At 43.9% G+C, this 16,733-nt stretch carries 14 protein-coding genes; 11 read left to right on the top strand and 3 right to left on the bottom strand.

The genetic code is table 11. The features are described 5' to 3' along the window. The first annotated feature begins 2 nt into the window (after window positions 1-2). From DN752_RS10480 to DN752_RS10440, 10 genes are all read left to right on the top strand, one after another. Window positions 3-215 carry a hypothetical protein gene (locus tag DN752_RS10480; RefSeq protein WP_112783897.1) on the top strand — a complete coding sequence of 71 codons (213 nt, stop codon included), beginning with the start codon at window positions 3-5 and terminating at the stop codon, window positions 213-215. Then, window positions 215-1,498: a hemolysin family protein gene (locus DN752_RS10475; protein WP_112783896.1), complete on the top strand. Its 1,284-nt coding sequence runs from the start codon at window positions 215-217 to the stop codon at window positions 1,496-1,498. The genes DN752_RS10480 and DN752_RS10475 overlap by 1 nt, the downstream gene beginning before the upstream one ends. Window positions 1,499-1,587: 89 nt before the next feature. Continuing rightward, entirely contained in the window at window positions 1,588-3,696 is a 2,109-nt protein-coding gene (locus tag DN752_RS10470) for a SurA N-terminal domain-containing protein (protein ID WP_112783895.1), read from the top strand. Window positions 3,697-3,801: 105 nt separating this feature from the next. Beyond that, the gene (locus DN752_RS10465) at window positions 3,802-4,071 is read left to right on the top strand and encodes a DUF493 family protein (protein WP_112783894.1); all 270 of its coding nucleotides are present in this window, start codon (window positions 3,802-3,804) and stop codon (window positions 4,069-4,071) included. Between the two features lie 13 nt (window positions 4,072-4,084). Then, window positions 4,085-4,315 carry a 4a-hydroxytetrahydrobiopterin dehydratase gene (locus tag DN752_RS10460; RefSeq protein WP_112783893.1) on the top strand — a complete coding sequence of 77 codons (231 nt, stop codon included), beginning with the start codon at window positions 4,085-4,087 and terminating at the stop codon, window positions 4,313-4,315. After that, a complete protein-coding gene (gene rsmI, locus DN752_RS10455; RefSeq protein ID WP_112783892.1) occupies window positions 4,315-5,001 on the top strand; it encodes a 16S rRNA (cytidine(1402)-2'-O)-methyltransferase in 687 nt (228 codons plus the stop codon). The genes DN752_RS10460 and rsmI overlap by 1 nt, the downstream gene beginning before the upstream one ends. 3 nt (window positions 5,002-5,004) lie before the next feature. After that, window positions 5,005-5,793, top strand: a complete 789-nt coding sequence (locus DN752_RS10450) for an inositol monophosphatase family protein (RefSeq protein WP_112783891.1) — start codon at window positions 5,005-5,007, stop codon at window positions 5,791-5,793. Window positions 5,794-6,043: 250 nt separating this feature from the next. Further along, a complete protein-coding gene (locus DN752_RS10445; protein WP_112783890.1) occupies window positions 6,044-6,658 on the top strand; it encodes an NADPH-dependent F420 reductase in 615 nt (204 codons plus the stop codon). A gap of 156 nt (window positions 6,659-6,814) precedes the next feature. Beyond that, the gene (locus DN752_RS25245) at window positions 6,815-7,171 is read left to right on the top strand and encodes an AsmA family protein (protein WP_317048529.1); all 357 of its coding nucleotides are present in this window, start codon (window positions 6,815-6,817) and stop codon (window positions 7,169-7,171) included. Further along, window positions 7,168-9,810: an AsmA-like C-terminal region-containing protein gene (locus tag DN752_RS10440; RefSeq protein ID WP_317048528.1), complete on the top strand. Its 2,643-nt coding sequence runs from the start codon at window positions 7,168-7,170 to the stop codon at window positions 9,808-9,810. The genes DN752_RS25245 and DN752_RS10440 overlap by 4 nt, the downstream gene beginning before the upstream one ends. Window positions 9,811-10,528: 718 nt before the next feature. On the opposite strand, the gene DN752_RS10435 is transcribed toward DN752_RS10440, so the two are convergent. The 3 genes from DN752_RS10435 to DN752_RS10425 all read right to left on the bottom strand — a co-directional run bounded on the left by DN752_RS10435 (window position 10,529) and on the right by DN752_RS10425 (window position 14,590). After that, window positions 10,529-11,101, bottom strand: a complete 573-nt coding sequence (locus tag DN752_RS10435; RefSeq protein WP_245949502.1) for a hypothetical protein — start codon at window positions 11,099-11,101, stop codon at window positions 10,529-10,531. An 8-nt stretch (window positions 11,102-11,109) separates the two neighbouring features. After that, window positions 11,110-12,633 carry a 2,3-bisphosphoglycerate-independent phosphoglycerate mutase gene (gpmI, locus tag DN752_RS10430; RefSeq protein ID WP_112783888.1) on the bottom strand — a complete coding sequence of 508 codons (1,524 nt, stop codon included), beginning with the start codon at window positions 12,631-12,633 and terminating at the stop codon, window positions 11,110-11,112. A 658-nt stretch (window positions 12,634-13,291) separates the two neighbouring features. Continuing rightward, window positions 13,292-14,590, bottom strand: coding sequence for a M23 family metallopeptidase (locus DN752_RS10425; RefSeq protein WP_112783887.1), 1,299 nt, complete (start codon window positions 14,588-14,590; stop codon window positions 13,292-13,294). A 281-nt stretch (window positions 14,591-14,871) separates the two neighbouring features. Here DN752_RS10425 and aspS point away from each other — a divergent pair, with 281 nt between their 5' ends. Next, window positions 14,872-16,626 carry an aspartate--tRNA ligase gene (gene aspS / locus DN752_RS10420; RefSeq protein ID WP_112783886.1) on the top strand — a complete coding sequence of 585 codons (1,755 nt, stop codon included), beginning with the start codon at window positions 14,872-14,874 and terminating at the stop codon, window positions 16,624-16,626. The last annotated feature ends 107 nt before the right edge of the window (window positions 16,627-16,733 follow it).

Genomic DNA, 16,733 nt, shown 5'->3' with positions numbered 1-16,733 from the left:
CTATGAAACTGAAAGGAATTGTGTTGCTGTCACTGTCAGCGGCATTAGTAATTATAGGCACACATCTTACCATGACTCAGGGCATCACCACTTCATATCCTGTGTTCATGTTTGCCGTGACGTTGTTGTTTTGGTATAAATACCTAAAAACCAAATGGGCCGAACAAGCTGATGATACAGAACGGCAGGGTGACAATAAGAAAAAACGAAGATAATGGAATATCAGTATTTGGTCTATGTCTTGATTACGCTAATGTTTTCGGCCCTGTTTTCTGGTTTGGAAATTGCTTTTGTGTCGGCCAATAAGCTGCATATAGAGCTGCAGAACAAGCAGGGAGATTTCACGGGTAAGCTATTGGCAGGATTCATGAAGAATCCCGGACAATTCATAGGGACTACTTTATTGGGAAATACGGTTTCATTAGTCGTATATGGTATTTTTATGGCCTATTTGCTTGAACCCACGATTGGCCATTATTTGCAGTTTTTGCCAGATGGGCTTAGTGGTTTAAACAATCAGGCCACCGTAATGATCATCCAGACGGTATTGTCCACATTGATTGTGCTGATTACTGCTGAGTTTATTCCAAAGAGTATCTTTATGCTCAATCCGAACAATTTATTGAGCTTCTTTGCTGTTCCATTTGTCATTATCTACTATGCTTTGTACCCCATTGTGTGGCTTGTGGTAGGGATGTCGCGTTTTTTTATCACTAGGATCTTGGGGCTCGATTACAGTGAGGACCGGCCAGTGTTCAAAATCACAGACCTCAACAGCTTTATCCAGAATAACTTGGAGACAGAGGGCGAGGAAGGGACGGACATTGATACCAAGATTTTTGATAATGCCGTAGAGTTTAAAAAAGTAAAGGCCAGGGATTGTATGGTGCCCAGGACCGATATTGTGGCCGTGGATGTAGAAGACAGCATTGAGGAGCTCAAGGCCACCTTTATGGAGAGCGGACACTCCAAGATCATCGTCTATAAGGAAAATATCGATGATGTGATCGGTTACTGCCATCACTTAGCGCTCTTCAAGAAGCCCAAGAACATCAATGATATCCTAACACAGATCATTATTGTGCCAGAAACGGCTTTGGTACATGAGCTGTTGGTTCAGTTTATTTCGGAACGGAAGAGCTTGGCGCTAGTAGTGGATGAGTTTGGAGGGACCAGTGGCATTGTGAGCATGGAGGACATTATAGAGGAGATCTTTGGTGAAATCGAAGACGAATATGACAGCGACGACCTGATAGAGCAAGAGTTGTCCGATGATGAATTTCTGTTAAGTGCCCGTCATGAGATCGATTACCTCAATGAAAAATACGACTGGAATTTGCCAGAAGGGGATTATGATACATTGTCGGGTTTTATCCTTTCGGTGACAGAAAATATTCCGAAAAAAGGAGAGTCTGCGGTGTACGGACCATTTACATTTACGGTGGTTTCCAAGCAGGAACACCGAATTGATACAGTGAAACTTAAAATAAATACCTAAGAGAAGTTAAGAAGTAATTATTGGAGGCGATAATATTTTGAATTTACCTCCAGATGTAATTATTTTGCGACACTTCAAAAACTAGAAGAATGGCTTTAATAAAAGAAATTAGACAGAGAACAGGTCTGGCGATCGGTGTGATTGCGGTAGGGTTGATACTTTTCCTTGTAGGGGGAGATTTATTAGGCCCCAATTCAATGCTCTTGGGTGGTAGAGATACCGTTGTGGGAGAGATCAATGGGGAAGAGATTTCCTATGAAGAGTATATTGGCCAAGTGGAGCGCTTCAAGCAAAACTATGTGCAGAACTCAGGGAGAAACCCAACAGAAAATGAGATGTACAGCATTCGTGAGCAAGCTTGGCAAGCCATGGTGGTGAAGCGTGTGTTTTCTGAGCAATACGAAGAACTGGGAATGACCATTTCCGATGCGGAGTTGGTTGATATGGTACAGGGCAAGAACATCGTAGGCGAGCTTCGTCAACAACTTACCAATCCCGAAACAGGGCAGTTTGATAGACAGCAACTGATTTCTTTCCTGCAATCACTCGAATCCGCTTCGCCCCAGCAGCGAGCGTTTTGGGCCCAACAAGAACAGACTTTTGCTGATTCCCGGTTGAGGATCAAATATGACAATCTGCTGGCTTCTTCCTCTTATGCCACCAAGGCTCAGGGTGAAGAACAGTACAAGACGCAAAATACCATTGCTGATATTGGGCATTTGTTTGTCCCTTATTATGCTGTATCCGATTCGGAAGTGACCATTACAGATGCTGATCTGGAAAGTTACCTTTCTGAACACAGAGAGGAGTTCGAAGCACAGAATACGAGAGATATATCTTATGTATCCTTTGACCTCCATCCTAGTGGAGCAGATTCTGCCGCTGTGATCGATGAGATCAGCCAATTGACAGAAGAGCTTCGAGCCACTGACAACGATTCTGTTTTTGTGTTGAGAAACTCAGAAATCAGTAATCCCTACAGAACCTTTCTCCCCGGAGAGAGCTTGCCGGCGGATTTTTCTTCTAACGTAGATGATCCGCAAGTAGGCGAGGTTTATGGCCCGTTCATTACGAGCAGAAGTACGTATGTGACTTATAAGCTTTCTGGCAAATCTGAAGGTACTCCACGTATGAGGGCAAGTCATATTCTATTCAGTACCCAAGGGATGGATGATGCTGCTAAAGCCGGAGCTAAAGCACAGGCCGAGCAAGTTTTGGCGGAATTGGAAGAAGGTGGAAACTTCTTCGCAGCAGCGCAGCAGTATGGTCAGGATGGAACTGCCCAAAGAGGCGGTGACCTTGGCTGGTTTGCAAAAGAGGATTTTGTAGAGCCATTTGCCGAAGCAGTATTTGACAGAGATGAAACCGGTCTTTTGGGTGACTTGGTAGAGACCGAATATGGCTACCATATTATCAATGTGACCGAGTTGCCTAAAACCGAGACCGTCAAGTTGGCCATTCTGGAGCGTGAGCTTATCCCAAGTGATGCCACACGTAATGAAGTCTTCAGGAACGCAGACATGTTTGCGTCAGGCACAGGTAATGCCGAAGAATTCAAATCCAATGCAGAAGCTGATGGTTATCGTGTCATGGAGGCCGATGGCCTTGCTGCCAATGCAAGAACTGTCAATAACCTTACTGGTGCGCGAGAGGTGGTTAGATGGGCTTTTAATGATGCCTCTGTAGGCGGTGTGTCTTCTGTGTTTGAGCTTGAAAACGCCTATGTCGTAGCCACTCTGAAAGGTAAAACTGAAGAAGGAGATGTGACCTTGGATCAAGTTAGGGGAGTAGTAAGGGATGAAGTTCTAAGAGAAAAGAAATTTCAAATAATAAAAGAGAAGCTTTCAGGAAAAAGTACCTTGGAAGATATGAAAGCGGTGTTCTCTAATGAAGCTTCTATCGGAACAGCTCCTAGTTTGAAGCTTAGTGAGAATACTATTCCAGGAGTAGGTTTTGCGCCAAAAGCCATAGGAGCTGTGTTTGGCTTGGAAAACGGACAAATCACAGCGCCTATCAAAGAAGATATCGGCGTCATCGTAGCCAAATTGAACAGCAAAACTCCAGCAGGAGAAGTCGCTGACTATACGATGTACCAAAACCAACTACAGGCCAACGGACAGCAACGAACTGCCTACATGATCATGATGGCCGCTGAGGAATTGGCCGAGGTGAAAGATTATAGATACAAGTTCTTCTAAGAAGAAGTCAAAATAAATATAAATCCCATTCTCTATTGAGGGTGGGATTTTCTTGTTTATGGATTTTATTTTTTATCTATCGTGTTAAAAAGGTAAATTCACCATATGATGAAGAAAGAGTTTAACAAGGCGGCTTTTAAAGAAAAGCTAGATGAGCAGACCACCTTTCCGGCATTATATATGTTTAAGTTTATAGTGCCCAAAGGCAAAGAAGACCAAGTGAAGGAGTTGTTGCCGAAGCACGAGGTGGTCTTTAAGGAGTCAGCAAAGGGAACGTACGTGAGCGCCACTATCAAGGCCATGATGAGGGACAGTGAGGCGATCATGGCGGTGTACGACCGTGCTTCCAAGATCGAAGGAATTATTTCGCTATAAGAATAAAGATGTTATGTGGGAAGAAAAAAACAACCAATTAGTAAGAGAATTTGAATTTTCGGATTTTCAAGAGGCCTTTGCTTTTATGACGAGAGTGGCCTTCCTAGCAGAATCCCAAGGCCATCACCCTAACTGGAGCAATGTGTACAATAAAGTGAGTATAGCGCTTACCACACATGATGAGGGGAATGCAGTCACTGAAAAAGACAAAAAACTGGCTTCAGCCATCGATGAACTGATCTAATGACAGAGGATAAGAAGCCCCACTTGTTTTTGGTACCTACACCGATCGGCAATCTCAAGGACATTACCCTAAGGGCTATTGAAGTATTAAAACAGGTAGATGTGATCTTGGCGGAAGATACCCGTACCACTGGGAAGCTGTTGAAGCACCTTGAGATCCAGCGCCCCCTACAGAGCTACCATATTTTCAACGAACACAAAACCGTGGAGAGACTGGTAGGAAGAATGGAAGCTGGTGAACAGTTTGCGCTTGTCAGTGATGCTGGGACACCTGCCATATCCGATCCTGGTTTTTTACTTGTCAGGGCCGCTAGGGAAGCAGGGCTTGAGGTAAATTGCCTCCCCGGAGCCACGGCCTTTGTGCCCGCTCTGGTCAATTCTGCCTTGCCTAATGACCGATTTGTATTTGAAGGCTTCCTGCCCCATAAAAAAGGTCGAAAGACGCGCCTTGAGAATTTGATGGAAGAAGCCCGTACCATGATCTTTTATGAGTCCCCTCACCGTCTTTTGAAGACCCTTCTTCAGTTTAAGGAAACCTTCGGGGGAGATAGGCTCGCCTGCGTCTCACGTGAGCTTACCAAAATGTACGAGGAGAATATACGGGGCAGTTTGGAAGAGTTAATAACATATTATCAAGAGAATACCATAAAAGGAGAAATAGTCATCACTGTAGCAGGAAAAAATTAACCCATGGAATTAAACGAACTTTTAGACAACACCATTGCCATTGCCAAAGAGGCAGGCGCTTTTATCAGAAAAGAAAGACAGCGTTTTGATCTTAAAAAAGTAGAACATAAGGGCTTCAATGATTTGGTGTCTTATGTGGACAAGGAAGCCGAAAAAATAGTAGTGAGCGGGCTACAGGCCATACTGCCTGAAGCTGGTTTTATCACAGAGGAAGGCACTATCAATAAAGAGGGCGAACTATACAACTGGATAGTAGATCCCTTGGATGGTACCACCAACTTTGTTCATGGGGTACCCGTGTTTTCGGTGAGTATAGCACTTATGAAAGAAGAAGAGATCATTTTAGGTGTAGTATATGAGGTGAACAATAATGAGTGCTTTTACGCCACGAAAGGAGGAGGCGCTTTCTGTAACGACACGGCTATAAATGTAAGCCCTACAAAAGACATGGCAGGCAGCTTGATAGCGACAGGCTTCCCTTATAGTGCCTTTGATGAGGTAGATAAATACTTGGCATTACTGAAAGATATCATTCAGCATTCGCACGGTATCAGAAGAATGGGCAGTGCTGCAGTGGACCTTTGCTATGTGGCGGCAGGCCGAATGGATGGATACTTTGAATATAACCTCAACTCCTACGATGTGGCCGGAGGGGTGATCATACTACAGGAGGCCGGTGGAAAGGTGAGTGATTTTAAAGGTGGAGATAATTATATCTTTGGTAGAGAATTGGTGGGGAGCAACGAAAAAACCCACGGAGAATTGCTGGAGATGGTGAGAAAATACTGGTGAAGGCAACTTAAAACTATCTTTTGAAGCTAGTTTTTGGTTTTTTGCCTGATTGAAAATGTATCAGACTTATTTACAGATAATTATACAGTAAAATGTTTGGTCTGCTACATTTTTTTTTATAGTTTTCAATTGATTCTGCAAGTGGCTATTACTAGTTGCATAAATCACCCAAAATCTTTCCAATCACCTAGGAAAGAAACCCACACCTTTTTCGTTAATAGGATACAGGATTATTGAAGACCACGTAAGCATGACGTTAGGAATTATTGGAGGAACAAAATTGTCAGTGACTTTAGGAAATAAATATATTTCCAGAGGCTTGGATGTAGTATTTGGAGTAAGAGAAGAGTTTGAAGCCAGGCAAATAGAATGGAAGATTCTAAAAATGCAAAAGGACAAGGTTTTTGGCTATTGCGAAGCGATGGAAAAAGCTGATGTCATTATGGTTTGTTGTGAGAATGAATTTCTTCCATTGGTATGCCAGTGCCTTTCGCGGTTAGAGACAGAAGATAAACTTGTGCTGGATTGTACCAACGGAAAATACAATCCGAATTTTGGTTGCAACACCCGCTATATTCAAGAAAAGGCAGATTATAAGAGGGTATTAAAAGGGTTTAATAATTTAGGGCTTGACTATCCAAAATCAGATCCGCTGGAACTTGTCAAAGAGACTTATTTCTGTGGAGATAATGATTTTGATAAATACAGGGTGAAAAAGCTAATAGAACTTATTGGTTTTAAGGCTATTGATGCAGGAGGGTTGAATAATGCCCCGCTTTTGGAAGCTTTTTACCATTTGCGAAATCAAATTTGTCACTTCAAAAATGAGAACGTAGACTATCATTTTAAGCTGATGTCCGTTTAATAAGGATAAAAAAACTAATAATTATGAAATTTGGGGACATTCACATGTCCCCTTTTTTTATTGAGGCATCAATTTTGATAACTTTGTGTATGATCTTGCCAGTTAGATGATTTTTAGTTCAAGGCAAGTGTTATGTATCACTAATTTTGACATACTATGAAAAAGACCCTGATTATCATATTTTCCGTTGTTGCTTTTTTGCTGGTGGCACTCATCGCCATACCGTTTATCTTTAAGGATAAGATCGTGGCAAGAATAGACCAGGAAATTGCCAATGCTGTAGATGCCCAGGTTTATTATGATGTGGATCAAATTGGGTTGAGCGTACTGAAGCGGTTTCCCAATATTTCTGCGACCGTAAATGAATTTGGTGTGCACGGTAATGCTCCCTTTGAAGGTGATACCTTGGCGCATATTAATAACTTCCAAATCGACTTTAATCTTATGTCGGTGATTTTTGGAGACTATCCAGAGCTGACAGGATTGCACCTGAAAGGGGGAGTATCTATGTGAAAGTACTGGAAGATGGTACGGCCAACTACGATATTGCCAAGGATTCCGGTGAGCCTACAGCCCCTGAAGAGCCATCTAACTTCAAGCTGGGCATTGACCTGATGGAAATAGAGGATGTCAATTTTGTCTATGACGATCGGCAGATGCAATTCCTTTTGGCATTGGAGGATTTTGACTTGGAAGGTAACGGAGATTTTACCACTGAAGTATACGGCCTCAATGGCCAGATCCAAACCACTATCGCTCGAATGGATTTTGAAGAAGTGAATTACTTGACAAACAAGGTTTTTACTGCTGATACGGAAATTCAAGTGGATATGAACCAAATGAAATTTACGTTTGGTGAAGGGATGTTTGGTGTCAATGACTTCATGTTTGGAGTGGACGGCTTTCTGGCGATGCCTTCGGAAGATATCGACTTTGACCTGACTTTTGAAGGAAAAGAGAATACGTTTAAGAGCGTATTGTCCTTGGTCCCGGGAATATATACCGAGTCATTTGATGGTATCAATACATCAGGAACAATGGATTTTGGCGGTTATTTTAAAGGCACTTATAGTGAGACTCAGTTTCCTGCTTTTGATATAGGTCTGAAGGTAACGGATGGGATGTTCCAATATCCCGATCTGCCAAAACCTGTCAGCAATATCAATGTGGACATGTCCGTAAAAAATGAGACCAATAACTTGGACAATACGCAAGTCAATATCCCTGCATTTAACCTTAACTTTGGTTCTAATCCTGTTTCGGGAAGGCTATTGTTAGAGAATTTGGTGACCTATGATATCGACGGGGCATTGAAAGGAAAGCTGGATCTGGAAGAGCTCACGTCTATCTTTCCGATAGAAGGGATGGAGCTGAGAGGGATATTGGATGTGGATGCCGCCGCAAAAGGCCGCTACGACAGTGTCGCAAAAATCATCCCGGCGATCGATGCCAAGATGACCCTTACCAATGGCTACGTGAAAAGTGAGGAGTACCCTGCGCCCATCGAAGAACTCAACGTACATACCGTTATCGTTAACAATAGCGGCCAAATGAATGACTTCTTGGTGGACATGTCCAAGTTTGGCTTTCAGCTGGAAGGAGAAGAAGTAAATGGCAACATGGCCATTCGGGACTTGGATAAGCTTAACTGGGATGGTTCTATTCACGGGTCGGTGGACTTAGGTAAGATCAGCAAGATCTTCCCGATGGAAGAAGTGATCATGGACGGAAAGGTAAGGGCTGATATAGACACAAAGGGGAGCTATGCCGATGTAGAGGCGGAGCGCTATAATCGCTTGGACACCAGGGGACAGGTAACCCTTACGGATTTTTACTACACCGATAAAGACCTTCCCCAAGGCGTACGCATACATGAAGCCAAAGGTGACTTTAGTCCGCAAGCGATCAACTTAACTAATTTTGACGCAAGGCTTGGGGAAAGCCCCGTGAAAGCAAATGGAAGCTTGGCCAACTATATTGCCTATGTGTTTGAAGAAAATGAGGTGCTTTCAGGCAAGCTTAATATCAGCTCCACCAAGTTCAATATCAATGAATGGATGACCGAAAGCGAAACCACAACGGAAGATACTACGGAACTTCAGCTTATCGAATTGCCCAGGAATATTGACTTTGCGATGAGTGTTCAGGCAGATGAAGTGCTTTACGATGATTTGGTATTCAGTGATGCCAAAGGAACAATGACCTTAAAAAATGGCATCCTGACTTTCAAGGATGCCGGAATGAAGACCCTAGGTGGTCAACTTACCCTAAATGGTGCATATAACACCCAGGATATTAAGGATCCTAAGTTCAATATGGACTTTGCTATCAGCGCGATGAGCATTCAGCAGGCCTTTAAAAGTTTCAATACGGTGAAGGCTTTTGCTCCTATTGCCCAAAACCTAAATGGGGATTTTACGACTAACTTTTCCTTGTCAGGAAACTTGGGGCAGGACATGATGCCTGTGCTGTCCTCGCTGGATGGCAGTGGCCTGATCAAGGTGGCAGAGGCAGCTTTAGAAAATAGTAAGATTGTGAGCGGAATTACCTCGCTTACCAAACTCAAAGATGGCAGTACCATTAATCTTAAAGACATCAACCTCAAAGCAGAAATAAAGGATGGAATGCTGGAGGTGCAGCCATTTGATGTGAAACTCTGGGACTACGAAGCGAATATACAGGGCAGCACCGGTTTTGATGGTAGTGTGAATTACCTGATCAATATGCAAGTGCCGGCCGGAAAGCTGGGGAGCCAGGCCAATAATCTGTTGGCAAGTATTGCTGGTACAGAGGCTACCGGCGACACCAAAATTCCTATTGCCATTAATTTGGGAGGAACGTATTCTTCGCCAAAAGTGAGTTTGGCAGGTGGAGAGAGCATGGAGACGATGCTTACCAATGCATTGAAATCCCGCGCTTCGTCAGAAGGTGCAAAGCTCCAAGAGCAAGTCCAAGAGCAGTTCAAAGCGCATGAGGACAGTGCCAAACAAGAGATGAAAGTCAAAGCTGAGGCCGCTCAAGACAGTGCCAAACAAGAATTGGACAAGAAGGTGGAAGAAGCGCAAAACAAAGCAGCAGATGAAGTGAAGGATGCTTTGAAAGGATTGTTTGGCAGGTCAAAATCCAAAACGGATACCACGAAGAACAACTGATAGTAATGACCTGGGTTCTATCATGAAATAGAAAAAACTGTCTCCATACAGTGGTCGGAATATGCACTGCGATCTTGTCTGGAGTCAAACAGGACTCAGAGGGAGATTTGAGGGGCGAAAGCCGCGGATAACTGCCGCGGCTTTCGCCCCTTCTCCTTTCCTACGCACCGTCCATTACAAAAGATCCGGTATGGCATTTTTCACTCCGCTGTCCCTGCATTCGCCACACAAAGCCATCGATTTTCTGATCAAATCCAGAATAGTGAGCGTCAAGGGGGATGCTCCGCTAGGAGCATTAGCTTGGTAATAGTAGGTGGATAAAGCACCCCTACAGTGCCGCAGGTACTGAACTGGGATAAGTAAAGCAAAGCGGATGATTTTGTCTGCCGCGGCGGATCAGGTCGCAATAGATAGACTAATAACCTGAGCTCGACTTAATTTTAGTATTAAAAGCGTCATTGCGAACCCTTTTTAGAAGGATGTGGGTTGGAAAAGGGTGTGGCAACTCGCCGCGGCGAGCTGCCACGGCTTCCACCCACTCAAACCTCCCTCTAAGCCTCGCAGTGCATGTTCCGACCACTGTACGGAAACGGTTTCATAATCGAACTGAGGTTAATACATAATTCGGGTTAATAACTCATGGCTAGTGGTTCCGCAGGATTGCCGTCGGAACAACTGTCCTCACAGCTGTAGCCTTTTTGGGTTACTTCGTTTTATCCTACTCCGTCACCTTCCCTTGAACCCGGATCTCATTAGGAGATAGGAACCATACTTTTTGTGTGCCGGCTACCGAATAAGTGGAAATAAGCCCAGTGGATTCGTTGAAATGAAGTGTGCCCGTTGTGCTGGATTCATAAAAGAAGTTCTCTGATTTGGCCACAAAGGTCACCTCCATCACCTTATTACTGTCCGGTGACAGGTAAGTGACTTTTATCTCTTTGATGTTTCCTTTGGCTTCAGGTTTTAGGCGGTAGACTTTCTCTTTGCCATTTTTCTGCTCTTCATAGGCGGTCGAATTAGCTGCTTTGTTAATGTCCGCTTGGATGAAAGCATCGAGCTCTTTCCGCCATTGTTCTTTAGTAAGGGTGACTTCGGTAGTTTCTTCTTCACCATTGATCACGGTGACTTTTTGGACTTGATGATTGTTCAGTTTATCGAGCTGGTTGATCACAAAATCCTTTAGCGGAAAATACTTATCTATCTGGGTCGGATTTGCCAAGGGCTGCTTTTCTCCATTATCGCAGGAAAAAAGCAGCCCTAGAAGCAACATTAATGAAAATAGGTTTTTCAAAAGATCGTTTATTTTAGCAATACATCACCAGTCATTTCAGCTGGGATGTCTACGCCCATCATTTTGAGAATGGTAGGCGCAAGGTCACCCAACTTACCGTCATTTACTTCCAGCTGGTCTTTCTTGTCAACCATAATACATGGAACTAAGTTCGTGGTATGGGCTGTATTTGGAGAGCCATCTTCGTTGAGCATTTTGTCGCTATTGCCGTGATCGGCGATGACAATGATCGAGTAATCATTTTTCAATGCGGTGGAGATGACAGTATTAGCACATTCATCCACTGCTTCACAGGCTTTGACAGCTGCTTCAAAAACGCCAGTATGACCGACCATATCGGCATTGGCAAAATTTAGACAAACAAAATCCGGTTCCTTTTTGTCCAGCTCTACATTGATCTTCTTGGAGATTTCGTAAGCGCTCATTTCCGGCTGAAGGTCATAAGTAGCTACCTTTGGAGAGCTGCAGAGAATGCGGGATTCTCCCTCAAATTCCGACTCACGTCCGCCGCTGAAGAAGAACGTTACGTGCGGGTATTTTTCGGTTTCGGCGATCCTGATCTGTTTTTTGCCATTGGCGGCAAGCACCTCACCAAGCGTGTTTTGGAGATTGTCCTTTTCAAAAATCACAGAAACACCTTTGAAGGTTTCGTCATAGTTGGTGAAAGTCACATAGTGCAAGTCCAGCTTGTTCATTTTGTAATCCTCAAAATCCTGCTGGGTCAGCACCTGCGTGATCTCACGTCCCCTGTCCGTGCGGAAATTGAAACAGATCACGACGTCCCCTTCCTCGATGGCAGCTATGGCTTTTCCATTTTCGTCTACCTGTACTATTGGACGGATGAATTCATCTGTTACACCATTCGAATAGGATTTTTTGATGGATGCCAGAATATTCTTGGACTTTTCTCCTTCTCCCAATACCATGGCGTCATAGGCCAATTTCACCCTTTCCCAACGCTTGTCACGGTCCATGGCATAATAGCGTCCAATTACGGAGGCGACCTTGCCTACGGATTGGTTGCAGTGGTCTTGGAGGTCTTCCAGAAATCCGAGGCCGCTTTTGGGGTCAGTGTCTCGTCCATCTGTAAAGGCATGGATAAACGGCTCCTCTACACCATTGGCTTTGGCTGCATCACAGAGTCCCTTAAGGTGTTTGATGTGGGCATGTACGCCGCCATCGGATACTAAGCCAATAAAGTGTACCTTTTTCTGGTGTTCTTTTGCTGTGGCAAAAGCTTTCTTTAAAATTGGATTGTCTTTGAGATCCCCCTCTTCGACAGCTTTGTTGATTTTTACCAAATCTTGGTAGACAACCCTCCCGGCACCGATATTCATGTGCCCTACTTCTGAGTTGCCCATCTGACCATCTGGTAAACCCACCGCCAAGCCAGATGCATCTAATTTGGAGTGTGGATATTTTTCAAAAAGACTGTCGATAAATGGCGTGTTTGCCTTGTCAATCGCAGAAACTTCAGGGTTGGTAGCTAAGCCCCAACCATCCAAAATCATTAATAAAACTTTTTTATCCATGTGGCAAATATAAAGATTTTAAATACAATGATAGAAAATTCCTGCGATTCTATGGCATAGATTGCCCACTAATGAATTGTCACTTTTTATAATCCGTTATGAATAGTTAATGAGGTGCTGGGAGAATGGCGGTCAAATGAAAATATTGTAGCCGAGCGTTGCCGTTGCTGGTAGTACGGTGATCCTGCAGATCGAGGAGACTTGTGGTGATTATCTTTTTTGTCCTGATTTTCCTCTTTTATGTGTGCAAAGTGCATCATGCCGTAGGTGCATCATATTTGATCAATTAATTTTTTGATTATACGCTTTCTTGCTGGTAAATTTTATTTCTCACGGAACGCACAGAACTCCCTGAATGAAACAAGGCTTTTCTGAGATTTCCATGTTTTCTATGAGAACTTATTTACTATTTCTGTGAATACTGGTGTCATAGTAGATATGAATAATTGTTTTTTTTGAAAGCCTATTTCGGCTGATTAGGCAATCGATATTTACTTTCTTTGCCCGTGTCCAGTACCTACGGCAGTGTTAGGCTGCTTTTCCGCTTGATCCTTTTAATTTTAGCTCAACAGGATATTGGGATTCAATATCCATAAAATAAAAAGAGGCCGCCCATTCACAATGGACAGCCTCCTTAAGCTTTTTTAGGAAGCATATTTTATTCAGTAGCTTGTGTGATCAGCTTATCTTCGGGGTTTTCCTGATAAGGAATGGCTGCCAGTTGGTCCATCTTTTCAGCTTTGACTCTTTCGAAAGCCATTTTGTTATCTTCTAAGATCGGGTCGGATGGTGGGATATCTTCATTTAGCCAGTCCACTTGCTTGCCATGTTTCCAAAACCTGAAGCACAGGTGAGGGCCCGTAGCCAGTCCAGTACTTCCGACATACCCAATGACCTGACCTTGCTTAACCCGTACACCGTTGCGTATGCCTGATGCGATTTTGGACATGTGAAGGTATTGGGTGGTGTAAGTGCCATTGTGCTTTACTTTGACATAGTTGCCATTTCCGCCGGTATAGCTGGCGGCGATGATGGTTCCGTCTCCGACAGCCCGTATTTCAGTGCCTCTGGGAGCTGCATAATCGGTCCCTAAGTGGGCTTTGTAGCGTTTTTGTACGGGATGATATCTTCTTGGGCTATATCGGGAGCTTATCCGTGTAAATTTTACTGGATCCCTCAAAAAAGCCTTTTTGAAACTATTGCCTTCCAAGTCAAAGAAGGAGATTTGACCGTTTTGCTCAAACGGAATGGCATGATACGGTTCGCCCATATGCTCAAAATAAGCTACCTGAATAGGTTCAATACCTACCACTTGGCCATCCACAACTTTTTCGTTGTAGACCACCTTGTATTTATCGCCTTTTTGAAGACGCTGAAAATCCACGCTCCAACCGTAAAGGTCTGCAAATTCATCGATAAGGTCAGGAGTGATGCCCTGCTCGGTCATATTGACATATAATGACGAAGAAATGGTGCCGGCCACTTCTCGTTTACGAAGCTCTACCGGCTTCGCTTCTTTATATATATCGTTGCCATCAAGTTTGTAAACAACAAATTCTGCTGCATTGGGTTCGTAAATAAAAAACTCAGCGGTTGAAGTACTGTCCTTGGAGGTCAGTACGGTGTATTTTTTGTCAAAAGCGATTTTTCGGACGTCAAAGATGTCCTTGGATTTCTTGGCAATTTGATCGATGATCTGGTAAGGAACATCAAATGGAGCTAAAATAGTGGAAAGGGTTTGGTTTCTAGCTACTTTTCCCTCTACTACATCCAGGTCATTTACATTAATTCCATAAAGTAAATTCTCTTCCTTAACCGCTTCCTTCACTTCAGTTGCTATTGCGGTTACTTCTGCATCTACAACTTCACGTTGAGGTTTTAGCTTGGTCTCGTACAAGCCATAACCCGCTGCCGTCAGCAGCACGATTCCGGCTGCTGCGATCAATGATTTCTTCATTCCCTAATGTTGATTTTTGGTAATTAAAATGATCTTGTAATAAATTTAAATTTTGGTCAAATAGCAAGAGGTTTGGTTGTTTTTTGCCGTATATTGTGTCTTTTTAATAAATATTAAGATAGTAACGATAAAAGTACGATCGAATTGTGTCTTAGAAGACGATATTTATAGGTTTGAATTACAAATAGGCTGAAAAAAGCTAGGATACTTTTTGTCATAATAGTAAACTGTGAATCGAATTATTATCTTTGGCGTCTGATATCGAATAAAAAATTAAAAATATGCTAAGAACACATACTTGCGGGGAATTGCGCATAGGAAATGTGGGCGAGAAAGTCACCCTTTCCGGCTGGGTACAACGGGTACGAAACAAAGGGGGCTTGGTCTGGGTGGATCTACGGGACAGGTACGGTGTTACCCAACTGATTTTTGAAGAAGGATCCAGTGAACAGGCACTTCTTGAGAAAGCCGCCTCTCTGGGCAGAGAATTCGTTATCCAAGCCGAAGGTGAGGTGATCGAAAGGACTTCCAAAAACAATAAGATCCCGACAGGAGATATTGAGGTGAAGACGACTTCACTCGACGTGCTGAATGCCGCCAAGGTACCGCCGTTTGTCATCGAAGATGAAACGGATGGTGGTGAGGACCTTCGGATGAAGTACCGCTACTTGGACTTGAGAAGAAGGGTCGTGCGGGAAAAACTTCAGCTGAGGCACCGCATGATGCAGGAAACGCGAAAATTTATGGACGGACTGGACTTTATGGAAGTGGAGACCCCCGTACTGATCAAGTCTACTCCAGAAGGTGCCAGGGACTTTTTGGTCCCCAGCAGGATCAATGAAGGTGAATTTTATGCATTGCCACAGTCACCGCAGACATTCAAGCAGCTGTTGATGGTGAGTGGTTTTGACCGGTATTTCCAGATTGTAAAATGCTTCCGTGATGAGGACCTTAGGGCCGATCGTCAGCCGGAATTTACGCAGATAGACTGTGAAATGTCCTTTGTGGAGCAGGAAGATATCCTGACGACCTTCGAAGGACTAGTGAAGCACCTCTTTTCGACCGTAAAAAAGGTAGAGCTTGGTGAGGTGGAAAGGATGACCTTTGCCGATGCCATGAAATATTACGGCAATGACAAGCCTGATCTGCGTTTTGACATGAAGTTCGTGGAGCTTAATGATGTAGCCCAAAATAAAGGTTTTAAGATATTTGATGAGGCGGAATTGGTAGTGGGCATCGCTGCGCCTGGAGCGGCCAGCTATACCAGAAAGCAAGTGGATGCGCTGACCGAGTGGGTGAAAAGACCGCAAATCGGAGCCAAAGGCCTGGTATATGTAAAATGCAATGAGGATGGAAGCTTCAAATCTTCCGTGGATAAGTTCTACAGCCAAGAAGACCTCAAGGCTTGGGCGGACAAGATGAATGCCCAGCCAGGTGATTTGATCCTTGTCCTGTCAGGTGATCAAAGTGCCACTAGGAAGCAGCTTTCTGAGCTGAGGCTGAAAATGGGAAGTGATCTTGGACTAAGGGACAAGAACGTGTTCAAGCCACTTTGGGTATTGGACTTCCCGCTGCTGGAGTGGGATGAGGAGTCTGCTCGTTTTCATGCGATGCACCACCCTTTTACTTCTCCTAAGCAAGAAGATATTCCATTGTTGGAAGAAGACCCGGGAGCCGTACGTGCCAATGCTTATGATCTCGTGATCAATGGGGTGGAAATCGGCGGTGGATCCATCAGGATCCATGATCGTGATACCCAAAAGACCATGTTCAAGCACCTGGGTTTTACCGATGAAGAGGCACAGGCTCAGTTTGGCTTCTTGATGGAGGCATTTGAGTACGGTGCTCCACCGCATGGAGGCATTGCTTTTGGATTTGACAGGTTATGTGCCATCTTCGGAGGAAGTGATTCGATCAGGGATTATATCGCCTTCCCTAAAAACAATTCAGGAAGGGATGTGATGATCGACTCTCCAAGTGCCATTGCTGATGAGCAACTGAAGGAATTGAGCATTCAACTGGCATTGAAGAAGTAAGATTCATTTTATTAGATAAGTTTCACGCAGGGCCGCGGAGCCGCCGAGTTGATTTTCTTGGCGATTCTGCGGCGTTGTTTTTTTAGGGCAAAGCCCACATTCCACGG

Origin of the sequence: Echinicola strongylocentroti (assembly GCF_003260975.1) — a bacterium.
In the GTDB taxonomy this organism is placed as follows: domain Bacteria; phylum Bacteroidota; class Bacteroidia; order Cytophagales; family Cyclobacteriaceae; genus Echinicola; species Echinicola strongylocentroti.
The sequence above is the reverse complement of the archived record's forward strand: the minus strand, read 5'-3'. Positions and strand labels throughout refer to the sequence as shown.

What these genes read in the sequence shown, in the direction of transcription:
- DN752_RS10480 (WP_112783897.1), top strand. Translation starts at nt 3, where the DNA reads ATGAAACTGAAAGGAATTGTGTTGCTGTCACTGTCAGCGGCATTAGTA.
- DN752_RS10475 (WP_112783896.1), top strand. Translation starts at nt 215, where the DNA reads ATGGAATATCAGTATTTGGTCTATGTCTTGATTACGCTAATGTTTTCG.
- DN752_RS10470 (WP_112783895.1), top strand. Translation starts at nt 1,588, where the DNA reads ATGGCTTTAATAAAAGAAATTAGACAGAGAACAGGTCTGGCGATCGGT.
- DN752_RS10465 (WP_112783894.1), top strand. Translation starts at nt 3,802, where the DNA reads ATGATGAAGAAAGAGTTTAACAAGGCGGCTTTTAAAGAAAAGCTAGAT.
- DN752_RS10460 (WP_112783893.1), top strand. Translation starts at nt 4,085, where the DNA reads ATGTGGGAAGAAAAAAACAACCAATTAGTAAGAGAATTTGAATTTTCG.
- rsmI (WP_112783892.1), top strand. Translation starts at nt 4,315, where the DNA reads ATGACAGAGGATAAGAAGCCCCACTTGTTTTTGGTACCTACACCGATC.
- DN752_RS10450 (WP_112783891.1), top strand. Translation starts at nt 5,005, where the DNA reads ATGGAATTAAACGAACTTTTAGACAACACCATTGCCATTGCCAAAGAG.
- DN752_RS10445 (WP_112783890.1), top strand. Translation starts at nt 6,044, where the DNA reads ATGACGTTAGGAATTATTGGAGGAACAAAATTGTCAGTGACTTTAGGA.
- DN752_RS25245 (WP_317048529.1), top strand. Translation starts at nt 6,815, where the DNA reads ATGAAAAAGACCCTGATTATCATATTTTCCGTTGTTGCTTTTTTGCTG.
- gpmI (WP_112783888.1), bottom strand. Translation starts at nt 12,633, where the DNA reads ATGGATAAAAAAGTTTTATTAATGATTTTGGATGGTTGGGGCTTAGCT.
- DN752_RS10425 (WP_112783887.1), bottom strand. Translation starts at nt 14,590, where the DNA reads ATGAAGAAATCATTGATCGCAGCAGCCGGAATCGTGCTGCTGACGGCA.
- aspS (WP_112783886.1), top strand. Translation starts at nt 14,872, where the DNA reads ATGCTAAGAACACATACTTGCGGGGAATTGCGCATAGGAAATGTGGGC.